The following is a 16518-nucleotide window of genomic DNA, read 5'->3' on the forward strand; positions in this document are numbered from 1 at the left end:
AAGATCGTCCACCGATCGGCTCGAGGGTGCGACATGTCGACTTGTCCACTCCGTCGCTCCGCGCGGATGCGTCGATATGCCACGACCCACTGTTGACTGACCGTCATCACTGCACTCCGCTGCGGATCGCCGGGCCGGTTCAGGTCACCCCCGCCGGCTCGCGACGCCGTGCGTCGTCGGACTTCGCGTCCGCCGCAGCGGCGACCGGGGTCGCCCAGTCGGGCTCGGGCTGTGGCGGCGGTCCTGCCGCCGCGGACTCGGCACGGCCCTGCCGCCGGAATGCCGACGTGCCCCGTGCGATGTCGTGGCCGATCGCCACGGCGTCGATGTCCGCGGAGGTCCAGCCCTGCTGCCCCTCGCGAGACTCCGTGCGCACCTTCAGCCTCCCCTGGACGATCACCGGGTCCCCGACGTTCAGCGAGGCCATCGCGTTCTGGGCCAGCTGCCGGTTGGCCCAGACCGTGAAGAAGTTGGTGTGTCCGTCGGTCCAGGCGCTCTTCTCCCGGTCCCAGTAGCGCGAGGTCACCGCCAGCCGGAACCTCGCCGACGCACCCGCCGCAAGGTCCCGGTAGACCGGCTGCGTCGCCACGTTGCCCACTGCGCAGACCATCGTCTCGTTCACGCGAACCCCTCCTTCGCCCGGACGGTCGTGCCGCCCGGTCACACGCACGGGCCCGTCCCGTACGGCTGCGTCCGCCGCGACGGCCGCGGTGGTGTTCACCGTGTGCCGTCAGCGCCGTTCGCGGCGACCGCGTCCGTCGCGACCGCCGCGAAGCCAGACTGCCTCCGTCGGGCCGGGCCCGCCGAGCACTGTGGACCACCGCCCGCCTGTGGAAAACTCCACCACCCGGACGAGTGATCCACGCCCGTGCTCCCGAAGCTCACCCCCAGCGGATCCGCTCCTCGGTCTCGGGTCCCAGAAGACCGGACCCGCCCGACCGTCCAGGCTCAGACGACCGGCCCGCTCAACGGTCAGGACCCCTGAGGCCCCAGTCCGCGCGCCGCTTCACCGTGCGCCCGTTCACCGCGCACCCCCTCACCTCACCGCGCGCCCGCCACCGCCCCTGTGACCCTGGCGTACTGCTCCCGCACCTCCCGGTAACGCAGCAGTTCCGAGGCGACGGGGTCCAGCACCCGGGCCCGTCCGCAGCCGGCTGCCGCCTCCCGCAGCCGGCGTTCCGCGTCGTGCCCGTACCGCCGGGCCGGTCCCCGGGCCGCCATGCGGCAACTCCACTCGACCAGCGGGCCGCCGACGATGCCGGCCACCATCAACAGCACCGGAACCCCGAGGTTGGGGGCCATGACTCCGACGATCTGACCGACCAGCCACAGTCCGCCGACGACCTGCAGGAGCGTCATGCCCGCCTGCGCCAGGACGGCGACCGGCCACCAGCCCGGCCGGGGCGGTCGTCCCGGCGGCAGCCCGGCCCGCGCCGCCAGGTCGTCCAGCGCCTCGGGCAGTCCCTGCGCGCCACGTACCGCCGCCTCCCGGACGGCCTGTGCCCAGGGCGCCGGCAGCCCGGCCGAGGCCCGCTCCGACAGGGTGCGCACCGCCTGTTCGACGCGCTGCCGTGCAGTGGCCTCCTCGTCGGCCTGGGCGCGGACCGGCAGCCGTCCGGTGGGAGGGTCGCGCCGGTCCTGATGCCATCGCCACAGCCGCAGCCAGGGCGTCCCGCACGCGCGGTTGGCGTTGCGCAGCCAGGCGCGCTCGGCGGCCTCACCCGCCGCGGTGGCGCCCACCGCGTCCGCCAGCCGGTCGGCGAACTCGTCCCGCGCCTCCTCGCTCAGCCCGATGCGTCGTCCGGTGGCGTAGACGGACCGCAGTCGCCAGGCCGCGGCGTCCACGTCGGCCGAGATGCGCCGGGCGGCGGCGCCGCGCTCCGCGACGAACTGGCCCAGCACCTCGCGCAGTTCGCCGACGCCGTCGCCGGTCAGCGCGGACAGTGCGAGCACGGTGGCGCCCGGTTCGCCGTACTCGCCGAGGGCGACGCCGTCCTCGTCGAGCAGCCGCCGCAGATCGTCCAGGACCAGCTCGGCGGCCTCGCCGGGCAGCCGGTCGACCTGGTTGAGGACGACGAACATGACCTCCGCGTGCCCGGCCATGGGCCGCAGATACCGTTCGTGCAGGACGGCGTCGGCGTACTTCTCCGGGTCGACGACCCAGATGACGGCGTCCACGAGCGCCAGCACCCGATCGACCTGCTCACGGTGCCGCACGGCCGCCGAGTCGTGGTCAGGCAGGTCGATCAGGACGAGCCCGCGCAACTGCGCCTCCGCCTCCGCGCTCTGCACCGGCCGTCTGCGCAGCCGGCCCGGGATGCCGAGCCGGTCGATGAGGGACGACGCGCCGTCGCTCCAGCTGCACACAATGGGCGACGACGTGGTCGGCCGGCGAACGCCCGTCTCCGAAATCGTGACGCCGGCGAGGGCGTTGAACAGCTGCGACTTGCCGCTGCCGGTTGCGCCCGCGAGAGCGACCACGGTGTGCTGCCCGGAGTGTCGGCGCCGGGCGGCCGCCTCGTCCAGGACCCGGCCGGCCTGGGCGAGTGTCCTGCTGTCGAGGCGCGTGCGGGAGAGCCCCACGAGTTCACGCAGCGCCTCCAGCCGCGAGCGCAGCGGCGCGTCGTAGACGAGCGGGGTCGAGGGCAGGGCGCCGCCTCCGCCGCCGGACCGAGCCGCCTTGTCGGCCGCCGCCGCCTGTTCAGCGGCGGCGGCCTCGCTCACACGACGGGCGATGAGACCGTCGTCCCAGGCCTCGTCGGAGTCCTCGTCGGCGTCCGGACGCGGCAGGACGTCGTCCTCGGTCCCGTCGGCCACGCGCGCGTGGCCGGTCGGCTCCTGCGCCGTGCTCTCGGCGCACTCCTGGACGCCGCGGTCCTCCTGCTGCCGCTGCCGGTCCTCACGCCCCTGATTCTCCTGGTCCATCTGGTGCTCTTGGTGCTCCTGGTGGCTTTCGTGACCCGGGCCTTCCTTCTCCTCCTGTTCCATGTGACCTGTCTGGTCCGTGTGGCCTGTCTGGTCCGTGTGACCTGTCTGTTCCGTGTGACCTGTCTGGTCCGTGTGGCCTGTCTGGTCCGTGTGGTCCTGGTCAGTGACGGCGGTCACCGGTCACCTCTCCTTCTGCAGTACGGACAGCGCGGCAATGAGTTCGGCCTGGGGTTCGGCGTGGACGTCGAGTCCGTCGAGGGGGGCGAGCCGGCGTTCTCGTTCGGCGTGCATGACCCGGTCGAGGTGTTCGGCGAGCAGCCGCCCGCCCCGGTCGCGCAGCCGCAGCGCCCCGTGGGCGCCGATCCGCTCGGCGAGCCCCTCGCCCGCGGAACGCGCCCTGCGCCCGCCCAGCAGCGCCGTGGCGACGAGGGCGGCGACCGACTCCGCGTCGAGCGTGACGCCCCGCGCCAGGGCACGTACCTCGTCCTCGGCGTACTCCTCCAGCTCGCGCCGCCACCGTCGTACGGCGAGGCCGATGCGGTGCTCGGCGCTCTCCGGGGAGGCGTCTTGGACCGTCAGCTCCGCGGCCTGTGAGCCCGGTTCACGACGCCAGGCCTCGTCGACGCGTTCGTCGGCGGCGGTGACCGCGCACAGCAGCAGCGTGGCGAGGCTCTCCACCAGGGCGTCGAGGAGTTCACCGGCGGTGCAGTCCAGTGGGAAGGCCCGCCAGCGTTTGAGCGCGTCGCCCGCGAGGACCGCGCCGTTCTGCAGACGACCCCGCACGCGCGTGTACTCGCTGTCGTACGCTGCCTCGGCGGCCGATGTGAGCCGCAGTGCGGCCGCGTACTGCGCGGCGGCGGCGCCGGCCAGTTCGGGCATCCGCGCCTTGAGGGAGTTCAGGACGCCGTGGGCGGTGCGGGCGAGGGCGTGGTTGCGGGCGGCCGGGTCCTGGGCGTGGTGGACGAGCCAGGCGCGCAGTTGCGCCACGGCGGTGGCCGGAAGAAGCCCACCGCCCCAGGCCGACTCGGGCAGTTCGGGCACCGTGAAGCGCGGCACCTCGCCCAGCCCGGCTTTGGTGAGCAGGGCGCCGTACTGCCGGGACACCTCGGAGACGACCTGGTGGGGCACCCGGTCGAGGACGGTCACGAGCATGACGTCGTACTCCTTGGCGGTGCGCAGCAGGTGCCAGGGCACGGCGTCGGCGTAGCGGGAGGCCGTCGTGACCATCACCCAGATGTCGGCGGCGCAGATCAGTTCGGCGGCGAGTACGCGGTTGTCGGCGACGAGCGAGTCGATGTCGGGCGCGTCGAGAAGGGCGAGACCGGGCGGGAGCGTGTCGGCGGTCTCGATCCGCAGCACGGGTCTGCCGTTCTCTCCGGTGAGCAGCAGATCGTCCGCCGACTCCCGATGGGGGGCCCACGCGCGGGCGAGTCCGGGCAGCACCCGCATGCCGCTGAACCAGTGATGGTCCTCCGGATGGCACACCAGCACCGGGGTCCGTGTCGTCGGCCGCAACACGCCCGCCTCGCTGACGCGCCGCCCCACCAGGGAGTTGACGAGGGTCGACTTGCCGGCGCCGGTGGAGCCGCCCACCACCGCCAGCAACGGCGCGTCGGGCTGGCGGAGCCGTGGCACCAGGTAGTCGTCGAGCTGGGCTAGCAGTTCGTCGCGGTTGGCACGCGCGCGCAGGGCCCCTGTCAGGGGCAGCGGGAAGCGTGCGGCGGCGACACGGTCGCGCAGGGCGGAGAGTGCGTCGAGCAGCTGAGGCCTTACGTCCAAGGTCACCACACGCGAAGAATGCCCAATTTTAGGGGATTTATGAAGCATATAGGCATGTCTGCGCGCCGATAGGACACAAGGGACGGAAGGCACGAGTGGGACAGAGGCGCAGCGCAGGCATAACGAGTGCACAACACCCGTGGCCAGGGACGCCAAAAGCGGTGCACGATTCGCACCTGCCTGCGATTATCAGGACCGCTTCACCGAACCTCCACATTGAGCCACGGAGGCGAAGCAACCGGGACAAGGAACCGGGAGCCCTATCCTTGTCCCCGGCAACGTCGCGGATCAGCCCACACCCGGGCAGCACGTACGAGGCCACCACATCGGCCCCCGTAGCTCAGTGGATAGAGCAGGCGCCTTCTAAGCGCTTGGCCGCAGGTTCGAGTCCTGCCGGGGGCGCAAGTCTCCGCCCTCCCTCCGGGAGGGCATTTTTGCTGCTCAGAGCACGCTTAACCCCTTGGCGAGATCATTCACGGAGGGTTTTCCGCTGCCCGCGAGGGCATTTTGAGAACTGCGGCGACCGTGGCCTGGACGCTCCCCGTCGCCGACCCATCGCCGCTCCCCCGCCCGTTCAGCGGCTGTGCGCGGCGAGTATCGCCGATCCGTCGCGCGGGACGACCCGCAGGTCTCCTGGTCCGCTCACGGCGCCACGGGCCCCCGCCGCCGCCCCTGTCTCCGGCACTGTTGTCGCCACCGTCGCCGGGTGCACGCCGTCGACGAGCAGGTCCGCCAGACGCAGGTCGGACAGACGCAGGTCGGTCAGGTGTGGGGCGGGGTGGGCGGGGGGCGCAAGTGGCCAGGCGAGTAGGGCCGGGGGTGCTTCGGGCGGCGAGACCTCGAGTCCGCGCAGCGGCAGGCGCAGGCCCACGCCGAGGGCCTTCAGCACGGCCTCTTTTCTGGTCCAGACGCGCAGGAAGGCGGGGTGGCGCTCGGCGGGGGGCAGGGCGTGCAGGGCGGCGAGCTCGGACCCGGACAGTGCGGTCCGTGCGGCGGCGTCTACGTCGAGGGGCACGTCGACGTCCTCGACGTCCAGGCCCACGGCCCCGTCCGGGGACACCGCCACGCCGACGAGGGCGCCGCTGTGGGTCACGGAGAAGTCGTACGGCGCGGGGTCGTCCGGCACGTCCAGCCGGACCTTTCCGTGCGGTCCGCCGCAGCGGGGACACACACGCCGCAACGGCACGTCCGCCGGGGGCAGGTCGAGCAGCTCGCCCAGGAGCAGACGGCTCAGGGCGCAGCCGACGAGGAAGCGGGCCCGGTCGGCCGGGGCGGCGGTCTCCTCGTGGCGGCCGCGCTCCACGGGATCGAGGAGCGTCAGCAGATCCGCGTGGGCGTCGCCGAGGCCCGCCCACGCCACCTGTACGGAGATCACGAACCCGCCGGTACGGAGATCACGGGCCCGGTGCCGGAAGGAAAGGAACGGGTCAGTGCACGGCGCGCAGCATGCGCGTGACGTTGATCCGGGTCGGCGAAAGGCCGAGTTCCACGCTCTGCATCATCCGCTCGCCGTTCAGCCGACCGTAGGCGAGGAGATCCACGTTGGCCAGGCTGAATTCGGGCCAGGTGTGAATGCTCAGATGCGATGCGGAAAGCAGCAGAATGGCGGTGACCGCACCGTTCGGGAAAACGTGCGACGCCTCACCGAGAACCGTGGCGTTACCCTTTTCGGCGGCCGTGCGCAGCACCTTGAGGAGGCGCTCCTCGTCGGTCAGGATGCTGTGGTCGCTCACCCATACGTCGACCGCATAAGAGCACAGATCGTCGACGTTTATACCCTCGGTGGCGAGGCTGGCGGAGTTGGTCATGGGGAACCGGGGGTGACGAACAGCCTCCCCCGTCTCCTTTCACATAGGCGCTCGGTGGCCCCCAGCGTAGCATCCGGGATGCCCTACGGCTCGCGCATGCCCTCTGTCAAGGGGGCCCAGGGACACTCGAGACATTCCGCCGGAAATCCTTCCGGACTGTTTCGGAAGCCCTTGCAGAAGCCGTTGCAGAAGCCGTCACGGAAGCTGTTTCGTATTCTTTCCGCGAACCGTCCGCCACCTTCCGGAATCGCCGCACAACCGCTGACGAAACACTTCGGAAAACATTTCTCCGCTTTCCCTTTCGTAACGCGATCTCCCATTGTTTCCGCGTTGCGGGAGTGGGTCCGTTCGGCCGCCTACCAGCCCGTATACTGGATGGTCCCGCAATCCATCGAACAGCTTGCCTGGAGCAGCATTGTGACCAACGCGCGTCGGCACCCTGGGAGCAGCACCACCGAATCCGTGCCCGCCGAGTCCGTGCTCACGGAAGTCGCGGACGCCGTCCGGCTCCAGGAGGGTCCGCCGGGAGTGCGGTCCGTCCTGCGCGCCCTGCGCCGGCTGGCCCCCGCCTCCACCAAGGACCTCAGCCGGGCCACCGGGCTGCCCGTCCCGATCGTCGCCGCCCTGGGGAACGAGCTGCGTCGGCGCGGCCTCGTCACCACGCAGCGCCCGTCGCGGCTGACCGAGGCCGGTGAGAAGCTCGTCGCCCGGCTCGGCATGGACCTCGTCCTCGACGCCACCTGCCGCGCCTGCGACGGCCGCGAGCTGGTCATTCCCGACGTGCTGGACGAGGCGGTGCGGCGGCTGCGCGCGCTGATGGAGTCGGGTCCCGCCGCCGACATGGCGATCGACCAGTCGCACTGCACGGCCGAGACCAAGGTCCGCCGGGTACTCGCGCTGCTCACGGCCGGCGCGCTGCCGGGCGGCTCGCTCCTGCTGATCGGGGACGACGACCTGATCTCGCTCGCCGTCGCCGTGGTGGGCGATGTGCTCGGCGGCCCCATCGTCGAGCAGGTCACCGTCGTGGACATCTCCGAGGAGATCCTCGACCACATCCAAAAGACGGCGGCCGGTCTCGGCACGCGCGTGGAGACCGTCCGGCACGATCTTCGGCTGCCGCTGCCCACCGCGCTGCACGGGCAGCACGACGTGGCCATGACCGACCCGCCGTACACCCCGGAAGGCGCCCGGCTCTTCCTCTCCCGCGCCGTGGAGGGCCTGCGGCCCGGTCCGGCGCACAGTGTCTTCTTCTCCTTCGGCGGCAAGAGCCCGGACGAGATGCTGGAGGTGCAGCGGGAGATCATGGCGCTCGGCCTGGTCACCAACGGCTACATCCGCAACTTCAACGAGTACGAGGGCAGCGGCATCCTCGGCGGCGTCGGCTTCTTCCAGCATCTCCTGACGACCACCTCGACGGCCCCCTCCCATCTGGGCGAGTTCAGCGGCCCCCTCTACACGGGCGACAAGCGGACCCGGCAGCGCGAGTACACGTGCGCGGCGTGCGACGCCCGGATCCGCGTCGGCCCCGGCGCCCGCTGGACGTCGGTGGCCGCCCTGCGCGCCGACGGCTGCCCGAGCTGCGGCAAGGGCCCCTTCCGCCCCGGCCGCCTGGTCCCGGCGGAGGACCCGACGCCCCCGGCCCCGCCACCGGCACCCACCCCGCAGGACGCGGCCCCCGCCCCGACACCCGTCACACCCCCGACGCCGCCCGCACCCGTCACGGCCCCCGCCTCCCCTACGTCCCCGACCTCCCCCACCTCCCCCTCCGGCCGCGTCCACGGCTGGCGCCCCCCGGACGACGACGACCGGGCCGCCCTCGCCGAGCGGGCACAGCCGTACGTCACCCGTCAGGCCGACGAGCGCGATCTGCCGGCCATCGGACGGTTCGAGGCCGAGATCGCCCGGGTCTCCTTCGGCGAGGACGCCATCGACGACCCCGAGCGCTGGGCGACCCGCCTCGGCCGGGCCATGGAGAAGTCGAAGGAGGGCATGATCGTCGCCAATGCGCCGGGCGGGGAGCCCGTCGGCTGGTGCTGGGTGAGCATCAACCAGAACGCGATGACCGGCGACCGTTACGCCAACTTCCGCTCCCTCGCGGTGTCCCCCGTCGACAACCGCAGCGACGTCGCGGAACTCCTGCTCACCGCGGGCCTGGAGTTCTGCCTGGCGAACGGCATCACCGAGGTCGTCGGCCGGGTGCACGTGGGCAACGTCCCGATGCGCACGGTCTACCGCAAGTTCGGCTTCGACCCCACCAGCCTGGCGATGAAGCTGTTCCTGCCGGAGCAGGACGGCGTCCGATGACCGGCACGGAGGGCTTCGACCCCGACCGGGTCAAGTGCGTCGTCTGGGACCTCGACGGCACGCTGTGGGACGAGATCGCCGTCGAGTCGGCCACCGACGACCTGCCCACGCCCCGCCCCGCCGCCCTCGCCGCGATCGACGCACTGGCCGCCCGCGGCGTGCTCAGCAGCATCGCCAGCCGCAGCGCGCCCTCGGTGCTCGACCGGCTGGACGACGTGCCCGACCTGCGGGCGCGCTTCCTCGCCCCGCAGGTCTCCTGGCAGGACAAGAGCGAGTCGCTGCGCGCGATCGCGAAGGACCTCGGCATCGCCGTGGAGTCTCTGCTCCTGGTCGACGACTCGCCCTACGAGCGCGCCGAGGTCGAGGCCCTGCTGCCGGGCGTGCGCACCCTCGACCCCGCGGAGGTCCCCGCGCTGCTGGCCGCCTTCGAGGACCGGGAGGAGACCCCCGAGTCCCGCGCGCGCGTGCAGCGCTACCGCACCGAGGAGACCCGCCGGGCCGAGGGCGAGCGCTTCCAGGGCACCCGCGAGGAGTTCCTGCGCTGGTGCGGCATGCGCCTCACCGTCGGCGCCGCCACACCCGAGGAGATCCCGCGCGCACTGGAGCTCGCCGCCCGCACGCACCGGCTGAACTCCTCCGGCCTCACCCCCGACCGGCTGCGCGAACTAGCCGTCTTCGCGGGGCACGAGCTGTTCACAGCCGCCATGACGGACCGTTTCGGCGACTACGGCGTCATCGGTGCCGCCCTCGTCGACGGCACCGATCCCGCCGTCCGGTCCGTGCCGCTGCTTGCCCTCTCCTGCCGGGTGGCCGGACGGGGCGCTGCGGCCGCATTCCTGTTCCGGCTGATGGAGCGCTCCCGCACGGCCGGCGCCGAGGAGTTCCGGGTGACGCTGCGCCCGACGGACGCCAACCTCGAGATGCGCATCCTGCTCCGCCAGGCGGGCCTGCGCCGCACGGACGCCACCGCCGCCACCGCCGACACCGCCGCGGGTGCGGTCCTCGGCAGGTCCCTGCACGGCGACCTGCCCGAGCCGCCCGCGTGGCTGCACGTTTTCGACCGAGAGGACACCAAGGCGTGAGCGACACCCCGGACCGGGCCGCGGTGGAACGGGAGATCCGTTCGATGATCGCCGAGGCTGCCCGCCTGGACGAGACGTTCGTCGCGGAACTCCCCTCCGACGCCGACCTGTTCGGTCCGCGCATCGGCCTCACCTCGCTGGCCGGCGTCGCCCTGCTGGGCGCGATCGACCGGCGCTACGGCGTCGATGTGGCCGCGCTGGACCTGAGCCTGGACAGTCTGCAGTCCATCGCCACCCTGGCCGACTTCGTCGCGACCTGTCTCCAGTCGCACTAGCCACCCGTCTGTACTACTCCCTGTCCAAAAAGGGTGATCCGTACGGCCGTCCCGTGACCGGTCGGGGGCGGCGGCGTTGAACGGGGCGTGCGACGGCGCCCCCTGCCGCCGCACGTACCGAATCACTTAAGGAGAACGTGATGTCTCGCATCGCGAAGGTCGCCGCTGTTGCTCTCGGCACCAGCGCCGTGGTGGTCAGCGGAGCCGGCCTGGCCATGGCGGACGCGGGTGCGCAGGCCGCGGCCGTGGGCTCGCCGGGTGTCGTGTCGGGCAACGTCGTCCAGGTCCCGATCAACATCCCGGTCAACGTCTGCGGCAACACCATCAGCGTCATCGGCCTGCTGAACCCGGCCTTCGGCAACACCTGCGCCAACGTCGGCGGCGACCACCACGACAAGGGTGGCGACCACCACGACAAGCACGGCCACGGCGGCAGCGGTTACGGCGGCTGAGCAGTCGTCCGTACGCCTCGCGCGTACACCCCGGTCGTACGCACCGTACGCACCACCAGGAGAGCCCCGGCACCTCGAGCGCCGGGGCTCTCCCCTGTCCTCCCGTGTCCTCCCGCCGTGCCCCGGCATCCCGCCGTGCCCCGGTGACCGAGGACCCGGGCCGGGGACGTCAGGCGTACCGGTAGGTCCGGGACATGTCCTCCAGCTGATCCGGCGTCACGTCCCACGGCGGCAGCTTCTCCCGGCGGGCGACGACCCGTCGGTACTGGCCGCTGGTCGGGCCCGGCGGCTCGGCCGGCAGATAGCGGTGGTCGCGGTGGCGGCTCTGCCAGCGGGTCCACAGCAGGTCGACGAAGGCGTGGTGCAGCCAGAAGGCGGGGTCGTTGACGGAGGCGCCGCCCAGCATGACCCCGCCGACCCAGCGGTGCACCCGGTTGTGGTTGCGCCACGCGGCGCTGCCCGAGCCGGTCCCCCATCCCTCCAGCTTGTTGCGGAAGCCCCGGGTGAGGGTGGAGTCGTAGGGCGAGACGTCGTAGACCGGGTCCTTCAGCGCCCACTCCACGTCGGCGGCGGTCGGCAGGCCGATCGGAGCGGCGGCCCGGCCCAGGTCCCGGGTGAGGAACTTGCCGTCGGTGACGTTCTCCTTGATGGTCCAGTCACCGGTCGCGTAGGCGAACGGCCCGGTGGTCACCTGATGGTCGGAGCGCCGCCCGTTGCCGCCCAGCAGGTCCGCCGTCCAGGGCGCGGCGGTCGTGGTCCGGTGGCGCGTCCAGTCCCAGTAGGGCACCGTCACCGAGGAGTCGACCCGGCGCAGCGCCTCCTCCAGGTCGAGCAGGAACCTGCGGTGCCAGGGCAGGAAGGAGGGCGCCATGTGAGCGCTGCGCAAGCCGCCTTCGCCGTCCGCGACGTAGTGTTCGATGTGCATCCGCACGAACTCGTCGTACTCCCCCTTGCGTTTGATCTCGAGCAGCGCGTTCACGAAGCGCCGCCGTTCGGCGGCGGTGAGCGTGCTGACGTCCTTACGGATGTAGGCCATGGTGTCCCCCCATGTGCGTGTCGTCGTGGTGTGCCGGGCCCGCCTCGCGCAGCCGCTGTCCGGGGCCGAGTTCGTCGACGGCGGCCCGGGCCGCCTCCAGCGGAGTGGCGTACGAGCGGTAGTGGTCGACCATGCTCAGCCAGGTGCCGTCGGCCCGGCGCATGAGGTGCAGCGGACGACCGTCGACCGTGATCGCCCACTCGGCGTGGCCCGCGCCCGCGGCCCCGGCCGTGGTGAGGAGCCCCAGGATGCGCCGCCCCCGGTAGGTCTCCTCGAAGGAGGTGTCCGCGGGGCCGCCGTCCGCCCGGGTGCGCGACCGGGTGGCGGTGACGACGGGGACGATCGCGAGGGCGGCGGAGGCGCCGAGCAGCCCGCGCAGCAGGTCGCGTCGTCGTGTGCGGCGCGGTGCGGCGGGTCTTGCCGGGCCTGCCGGCGGCGCGGTCACGGGTACTGCGTCGACGCTGACGGCCATGGTGTGCTCCTCGTCCGGGATCGCTCGCCCCCGTGGTCCGGTGGGGCCTTCGTGGGGGTAACCGTCCGGTGGGCCGACTGGTCACCGCCCGGCCCTCGATCGGCCCGCCGAAGCGCGGAGCCCGGGCACGGCGACCAAGAGGGCCACGGGTACAGCGACGGACATGGCGACGGACATGGCGACGGACATGGCGACGGGCCCGGGACGAGGCGTCCGGGCCCGTGGTCGTGGCGGTCCGTCAGTCAGTCGGAGTCGGTCAGTGGGTCGTGGGACGGCGTCTACAGCCCTTCGCCCAGACCGAGGTCCGCGCCGGGCGCCGTCTGCAGCACGGGGGTGATCACGCCGACCTGGGGCTGCTGGAGGGCCGGCAGACCGAAGCGTTGCGGGTCGGGTGCGGTGAGCGGGGCGTCCAGCGCCAGGCCCGGGCCCTGTGTGCGGAGGTCTGAGGAGGGGGCGTCGAGGCCGACGTGGTCGAGGTCGGCTCCGAGGACCTTCGGCAGCGGCCCCTGGACCCCGAGGCCGGGCAGTCCGGCGGCGACGGGCAGCGGCGGAACGACCCGGTCCGGAATGAGCCGGCCCTCCACGAAGCGCGGCCTCTCGGGCGCGGCCGGCGTCGGCAGGGGGATCTCGCCGCCGACCGCGGGCAGTTCCGCGTTGAGGGACTTCTCGACGCCGTCCAGCGGTACGAGGACGGGGACCGTGCCGATCGCGGCGGCCGGGGTCACGGAAGCAACGGCGCCCGCGGCGGCGGCCACGCAGGTGATCACTGCGGCGAGGGTTCCTCGGGTGGTCGACTTCATCTCGGGTACGGTCCCTTTCGACAGGCGAGTTCCACAGGTGAACGGCAAGGCGTCACGTCCGTACCGGGTAACGAGCCGGAAAACGGCATCAGTGCACATTCCCCCCGGCTGCCGTATTAGTGCTACCGCGTGAGTACTGACGCCGCGCCGCTCAGCCGGTCCAGAAACTCCACCACCGGGTCAGGATCAGCATCCCGATGGTCCCGATGTGCAGCAGCGGCAGCACCCAGGTGAATTCGGCGAAGAACGTCCGCACACCGGCCGGAACGGGCAGAAACCCGTGTCGTACGTCGAACGAGACGGCGTACCAGAAAGCGAGGATCGTGGCGACCCATGCCAGACAGCACCACAGGCACAGCGCGTTGATCCGGTACAGCGACTCGAACTGCAGCCACGACACGAACCCCACGCCGAACAGGCAGCCGGCGGTGAAGGTCAGCCAGTACCAGCGCGGGAAGGCGGCCCGGGCGAGCAGGCTCATGCCGACGCACACGACCATGCCGTAGGCCACCAGGCCCAGTATCGGGTTGGGGAACCCGAACGCCTCGGCCTGGTCGCTCCGCATGACGCTGCCGCAGGAGACGACGGGGTTCAGGCTGCACCCCGGAGTGAACCCGGGGTCCTTCAGCAGCTTGAACTCGTCGAGGGTGATGACCCAGGACGCCAGCAGCCCCGCCGCGCCGGCCAGCACCAGCAGCAGGGCGAACGCGCGGCCGCCGCCCACCGCTTCCGGCTGCCGCGGCGGCCTCGTCGGCCGCGACCTCATCAGCCGCGCAGGCGGCGGGCGGGCAGGGCGATGTGCGCCGCCGCCGTCAGGGTCTCCTCGGCGCCCGCGAACGCGCCCAGCGCCTCGGGCGTGACGGCCTGTCCCGGGATGGCCTCCGGCCAGGCGCGGCAGGTGAGGACGAGGTAGGCGTAGCCGCGCTGTTCGACGGCCGCGAGCCACTCCCGCGGCGGCAGGCACCGGGCGTTGAGTCCCGGCATGTCCAGGACGGCCGCGCCGGACTCGACCAGCAGGCTGAACGCCAGGCTGGGCCGCTCGGTGCCGTCGACGACGCCGCCGCCGACGGGCACGCCGTTGTCGCTGAGCAGCCGCGCGATGGCCAGGCCCGTCCCCTCGGGGCCCTCCGCGGTGTCGCCGAGGGAGTACGCGAGGAGGTAGGGCATGTCGCTGCCGTCGGGAGCCTCGCCGCTCCACGGCATCACGACGAGGGTGCCGAGATCGGTCACGCGGAAGGGCCGGGTCGCGCTGGGGGTTGAGGTCACCGCGCGACCCTATCGGCGTGCCGGAGGGCCCTCGAGCGCGTTCTCACCCGACCGGGCGACGCCGGTGCGCTGCTCCACACGAACGAGGGACGCGCCGCTCGACCGGTCTCGAACAGCGCGCAGGGCCGGTCCCGTCGGTGACGGGGACCGGCCCTGCGGCGGCGGGCGTCTCAGCCCTGCAACGGCAGCCCGCCGAGGAGCGGGTTGTGGGCGTTGAGTGCCTCGGCGGCGCCGTTCACGGTGTGCAGGACGGAGTCCTTGTTCTCGGTGTCGAGCGCGTCCGACTGGTGCTGCAGCGGCAGCGCGTCCTCCACGTTGATCGGCCCCCTGGCCAGCGTGTCCACGGCACCGTTGAGGCTGGTGGGCGGGAGGTCGGCGGGGGCGGCGGGGGCGGCGAACGCGGGCGCAGCGACGCCGGCGAGAATCACGGATCCGGCAGCGACGACGGCGGCCTTCAGGGACTTCATCGGATTCCTTTCATCGGCGACTCTGCGCGTCGGCACAGCAAGTCACCAGGGGAAATTCTGACGCCGTGCCTAACGAGCCCCGTCCGATGCGGAAACCGTGTGCGCAGGAATTTCCGCACCCCGGCGCCCTTTTCGGAGCCGGGGTGCGAAAGGTGCGGAGCTGCGGAGAAGTGCCGTGCGGCGGCCGTCAGCCGGCGGGCAGCGCCGGCACCGCCGGAGCCGCGGGCCCCACGGACAGAGCCGGCGCGGCCGGCAGCACCGGGGCCGCGGGCGGCGGAGCCGCGGGAAGCACCGGCGCGGCGGGCGCCTGCGCCGGGACGGCGAATTCATCCGCCGGGACGGCAGGCTCCTCCGCCGGAAGGGCGGGCCGGCTCGGCGGGGTCAGGCCGAGCCCGGCCAGCGTCCCGGACAGCAGGTCGAGGAGGCCGTCCACCACACCGGTGACCGCAGACGCGATCTCGTCGACATCGAGCGACATCGCCGCCGCCAGCAGGTCGTCGACGGCCTTCTGCACGGCGACGAGGGCGTCAGGCACCGGGTCGGCAGCGGCCGCCTTCGGCTTTGCGGCCGCGACGGCCGGCGTCGGCGCGGAGTCCGCGAGCCCCGAGGCGGCCGGAATCACGGGAGCGGCCGGGCTCGCCGGCAGCGCGGCAGCCGGGTCGGCGGCAGGAAGGGCCGGAGCTGCCGGAGCTGCCGGAAGCGCGGGAGCGTCCGGGGCTGCCGGACCGTCCGGCGTTACCGGCTTTACCGGCGTTGCGGGAAGCGCCGGGTCGGCCGGTGGTGCCGGAAGCGTGACGGGCGGGTCGGCGGGGTCGGGCGGGTCGGCGGGCAGGGTCGGGGTCGCCGTCGCGGTGATCTTCGCTACGGCCGTCTTCACGGCGCCGGCGAGCTGGGTCGCCTGGTCGGCGGTGAGCTGACCGTCGTCGGCCTTGAGGACGGTTCTGAGCAGGTCGGTGACGGGGGTGACCACGGCGCCGAGGCGGCCGAGGCTCTCGACCCGGGCGAGCAGCGCGGCGGCGCCGGGGACGGGCGCATCCGACGCCGCGGCGATGCGCTCACGGGCCGCGGCTCCGTCGGCCGCCATGGCGGCGGGGGCGGTGATGCCGAGGACGAGGGAGGCGCACAGAGCGGTGGAAGCGATACGCCGTACGGGCAGACCACGCATGGGAAATCCTTTCGATTGCGTCGGGTCTCGTGCCCACCGTGCGAAAAGGAGTCGCACTCCGCAACAGATCACCTGCGCTGCGTGACCGCCGACAATCTCGTCCCGCCCGCTTCGTCGCAGGTGGGAAGGCCTGTCAAGGACTGCCGAGCGTGTCGCGGCCCCTCCCCCCGTTCGGGGTAACGCCTTTCGCGAACGCGAACGGCCGCCCTCCTGGCGGAAGGGCGGCCGTTCAGCGGATGACGTGTCGTGACCTCCGGGTGAGGTGACGTCAGTCGTTGACGCAGGTGTTGCCGAACGCCGGGTTCAGCAGGCCGATCACGTTGACCGTGTTGCCACAGATGTTGACCGGGATGTGGATCGGAACCTGGACGACGTTGCCGGAGAGCACGCCCGGGGAGTGCGCGGCGACGGCGTTCGCGCCACTGTCGGCGGTGGCGATGCCGGAGGCGCCGACGACGGCCGCGGCGGCAACGGAGGTCAGGGCCAGGCCCTTCGCGATACGCGACATGGAGAGGTGCTCCTTGGGGGTTTTGACACAAGCACTGGGCGGGGATGCCCGGCGCTGAAGTCAACGCGCCACAACCACAGGAGTTGTGCCGCCAAAAGAGTGATGTCGCCGGAGACCTCGCTTCACCATTCCGACACACTTGTCCTGTTTCTACGGATTAATCCGGACAGAAGTTA

General features: G+C 72.4%; 17 protein-coding genes and 1 tRNA gene. 5 read left to right on the forward strand and 13 right to left on the reverse strand.

From position 1 onward, the window contains the following. Positions 1 to 139: 139 nt before the first annotated feature. The 3 genes from QA802_RS15460 to QA802_RS15470 all read right to left on the reverse strand — a co-directional run bounded on the left by QA802_RS15460 (position 140) and on the right by QA802_RS15470 (position 4716). Complete coding sequence (locus QA802_RS15460) at positions 140 to 622, reverse strand: single-stranded DNA-binding protein (RefSeq protein WP_334522547.1); 483 nt, start codon at positions 620 to 622, stop codon at positions 140 to 142. 419 nt (positions 623 to 1041) lie between these two features. Further along, on the reverse strand, positions 1042 to 2988 hold the full coding sequence (locus QA802_RS15465) for a YfjP family GTPase (protein WP_443042120.1): 1947 nt from the start codon (positions 2986 to 2988) through the stop codon (positions 1042 to 1044). 120 nt (positions 2989 to 3108) lie between these two features. Beyond that, positions 3109 to 4716 carry a dynamin family protein gene (locus tag QA802_RS15470; protein WP_334522552.1) on the reverse strand — a complete coding sequence of 536 codons (1608 nt, stop codon included), beginning with the start codon at positions 4714 to 4716 and terminating at the stop codon, positions 3109 to 3111. Positions 4717 to 5036: 320 nt separating this feature from the next. On the opposite strand from QA802_RS15470, the gene QA802_RS15475 reads away from it, so the two are divergent. Then, positions 5037 to 5109: transfer RNA gene (locus QA802_RS15475), tRNA-Arg, on the forward strand. Positions 5110 to 5281: 172 nt separating this feature from the next. Here QA802_RS15475 and QA802_RS15480 read toward each other — a convergent pair. Further along, positions 5282 to 6082 carry a 4'-phosphopantetheinyl transferase family protein gene (locus tag QA802_RS15480; protein ID WP_334522555.1) on the reverse strand — a complete coding sequence of 267 codons (801 nt, stop codon included), beginning with the start codon at positions 6080 to 6082 and terminating at the stop codon, positions 5282 to 5284. A gap of 52 nt (positions 6083 to 6134) precedes the next feature. Further along, entirely contained in the window at positions 6135 to 6515 is a 381-nt protein-coding gene (locus QA802_RS15485) for an S-adenosylmethionine decarboxylase family protein (protein ID WP_319172048.1), read from the reverse strand. Positions 6516 to 6977: 462 nt separating this feature from the next. Between QA802_RS15485 and QA802_RS15490 the strand changes: the two genes are divergently transcribed. The 4 genes from QA802_RS15490 to QA802_RS15505 all read left to right on the forward strand — a co-directional run bounded on the left by QA802_RS15490 (position 6978) and on the right by QA802_RS15505 (position 10628). Next, the gene (locus QA802_RS15490; protein WP_334522562.1) at positions 6978 to 8819 is read left to right on the forward strand and encodes a GNAT family N-acetyltransferase; all 1842 of its coding nucleotides are present in this window, start codon (positions 6978 to 6980) and stop codon (positions 8817 to 8819) included. Next, a complete protein-coding gene (locus QA802_RS15495; protein ID WP_334522565.1) occupies positions 8816 to 9901 on the forward strand; it encodes an HAD-IIIC family phosphatase in 1086 nt (361 codons plus the stop codon). The genes QA802_RS15490 and QA802_RS15495 overlap by 4 nt, the downstream gene beginning before the upstream one ends. Then, positions 9898 to 10176: a phosphopantetheine-binding protein gene (locus QA802_RS15500; protein WP_334522568.1), complete on the forward strand. Its 279-nt coding sequence runs from the start codon at positions 9898 to 9900 to the stop codon at positions 10174 to 10176. The genes QA802_RS15495 and QA802_RS15500 overlap by 4 nt, the downstream gene beginning before the upstream one ends. 140 nt (positions 10177 to 10316) lie before the next feature. Next, entirely contained in the window at positions 10317 to 10628 is a 312-nt protein-coding gene (locus tag QA802_RS15505; protein ID WP_334522571.1) for a chaplin, read from the forward strand. Between the two features lie 169 nt (positions 10629 to 10797). On the opposite strand, the gene QA802_RS15510 is transcribed toward QA802_RS15505, so the two are convergent. The 8 genes from QA802_RS15510 to QA802_RS15545 all read right to left on the reverse strand — a co-directional run bounded on the left by QA802_RS15510 (position 10798) and on the right by QA802_RS15545 (position 16342). Further along, the gene (locus QA802_RS15510) at positions 10798 to 11664 is read right to left on the reverse strand and encodes a tyrosinase family protein (protein ID WP_334522574.1); all 867 of its coding nucleotides are present in this window, start codon (positions 11662 to 11664) and stop codon (positions 10798 to 10800) included. Continuing rightward, positions 11648 to 12136: a tyrosinase family oxidase copper chaperone gene (locus QA802_RS15515; RefSeq protein WP_334522577.1), complete on the reverse strand. Its 489-nt coding sequence runs from the start codon at positions 12134 to 12136 to the stop codon at positions 11648 to 11650. Before QA802_RS15515 ends, QA802_RS15510 begins: the two co-directional genes overlap by 17 nt. Positions 12137 to 12414: 278 nt before the next feature. Beyond that, positions 12415 to 12936: a hypothetical protein gene (locus QA802_RS15520; protein WP_334522580.1), complete on the reverse strand. Its 522-nt coding sequence runs from the start codon at positions 12934 to 12936 to the stop codon at positions 12415 to 12417. A gap of 151 nt (positions 12937 to 13087) precedes the next feature. Further along, positions 13088 to 13702 carry a vitamin K epoxide reductase family protein gene (locus tag QA802_RS15525; protein WP_334522584.1) on the reverse strand — a complete coding sequence of 205 codons (615 nt, stop codon included), beginning with the start codon at positions 13700 to 13702 and terminating at the stop codon, positions 13088 to 13090. Further along, positions 13702 to 14202 (reverse strand): DUF5949 family protein, encoded by a 501-nt coding sequence (locus tag QA802_RS15530; protein WP_334522587.1) that lies wholly within the window; start codon positions 14200 to 14202, stop codon positions 13702 to 13704. Before QA802_RS15530 ends, QA802_RS15525 begins: the two co-directional genes overlap by 1 nt. A gap of 170 nt (positions 14203 to 14372) precedes the next feature. After that, positions 14373 to 14669 carry a hypothetical protein gene (locus QA802_RS15535; RefSeq protein ID WP_334522590.1) on the reverse strand — a complete coding sequence of 99 codons (297 nt, stop codon included), beginning with the start codon at positions 14667 to 14669 and terminating at the stop codon, positions 14373 to 14375. Positions 14670 to 14856: 187 nt separating this feature from the next. After that, positions 14857 to 15834 (reverse strand): hypothetical protein, encoded by a 978-nt coding sequence (locus QA802_RS15540; protein ID WP_334522593.1) that lies wholly within the window; start codon positions 15832 to 15834, stop codon positions 14857 to 14859. Between the two features lie 268 nt (positions 15835 to 16102). Continuing rightward, complete coding sequence (locus QA802_RS15545; RefSeq protein WP_319172036.1) at positions 16103 to 16342, reverse strand: chaplin; 240 nt, start codon at positions 16340 to 16342, stop codon at positions 16103 to 16105. Positions 16343 to 16518: the final 176 nt, after the last annotated feature.

Origin of the sequence: Streptomyces sp. B21-105 (assembly GCF_036898465.1) — a bacterium.
In the GTDB taxonomy this organism is placed as follows: Bacteria; Actinomycetota; Actinomycetes; order Streptomycetales; family Streptomycetaceae; genus Streptomyces.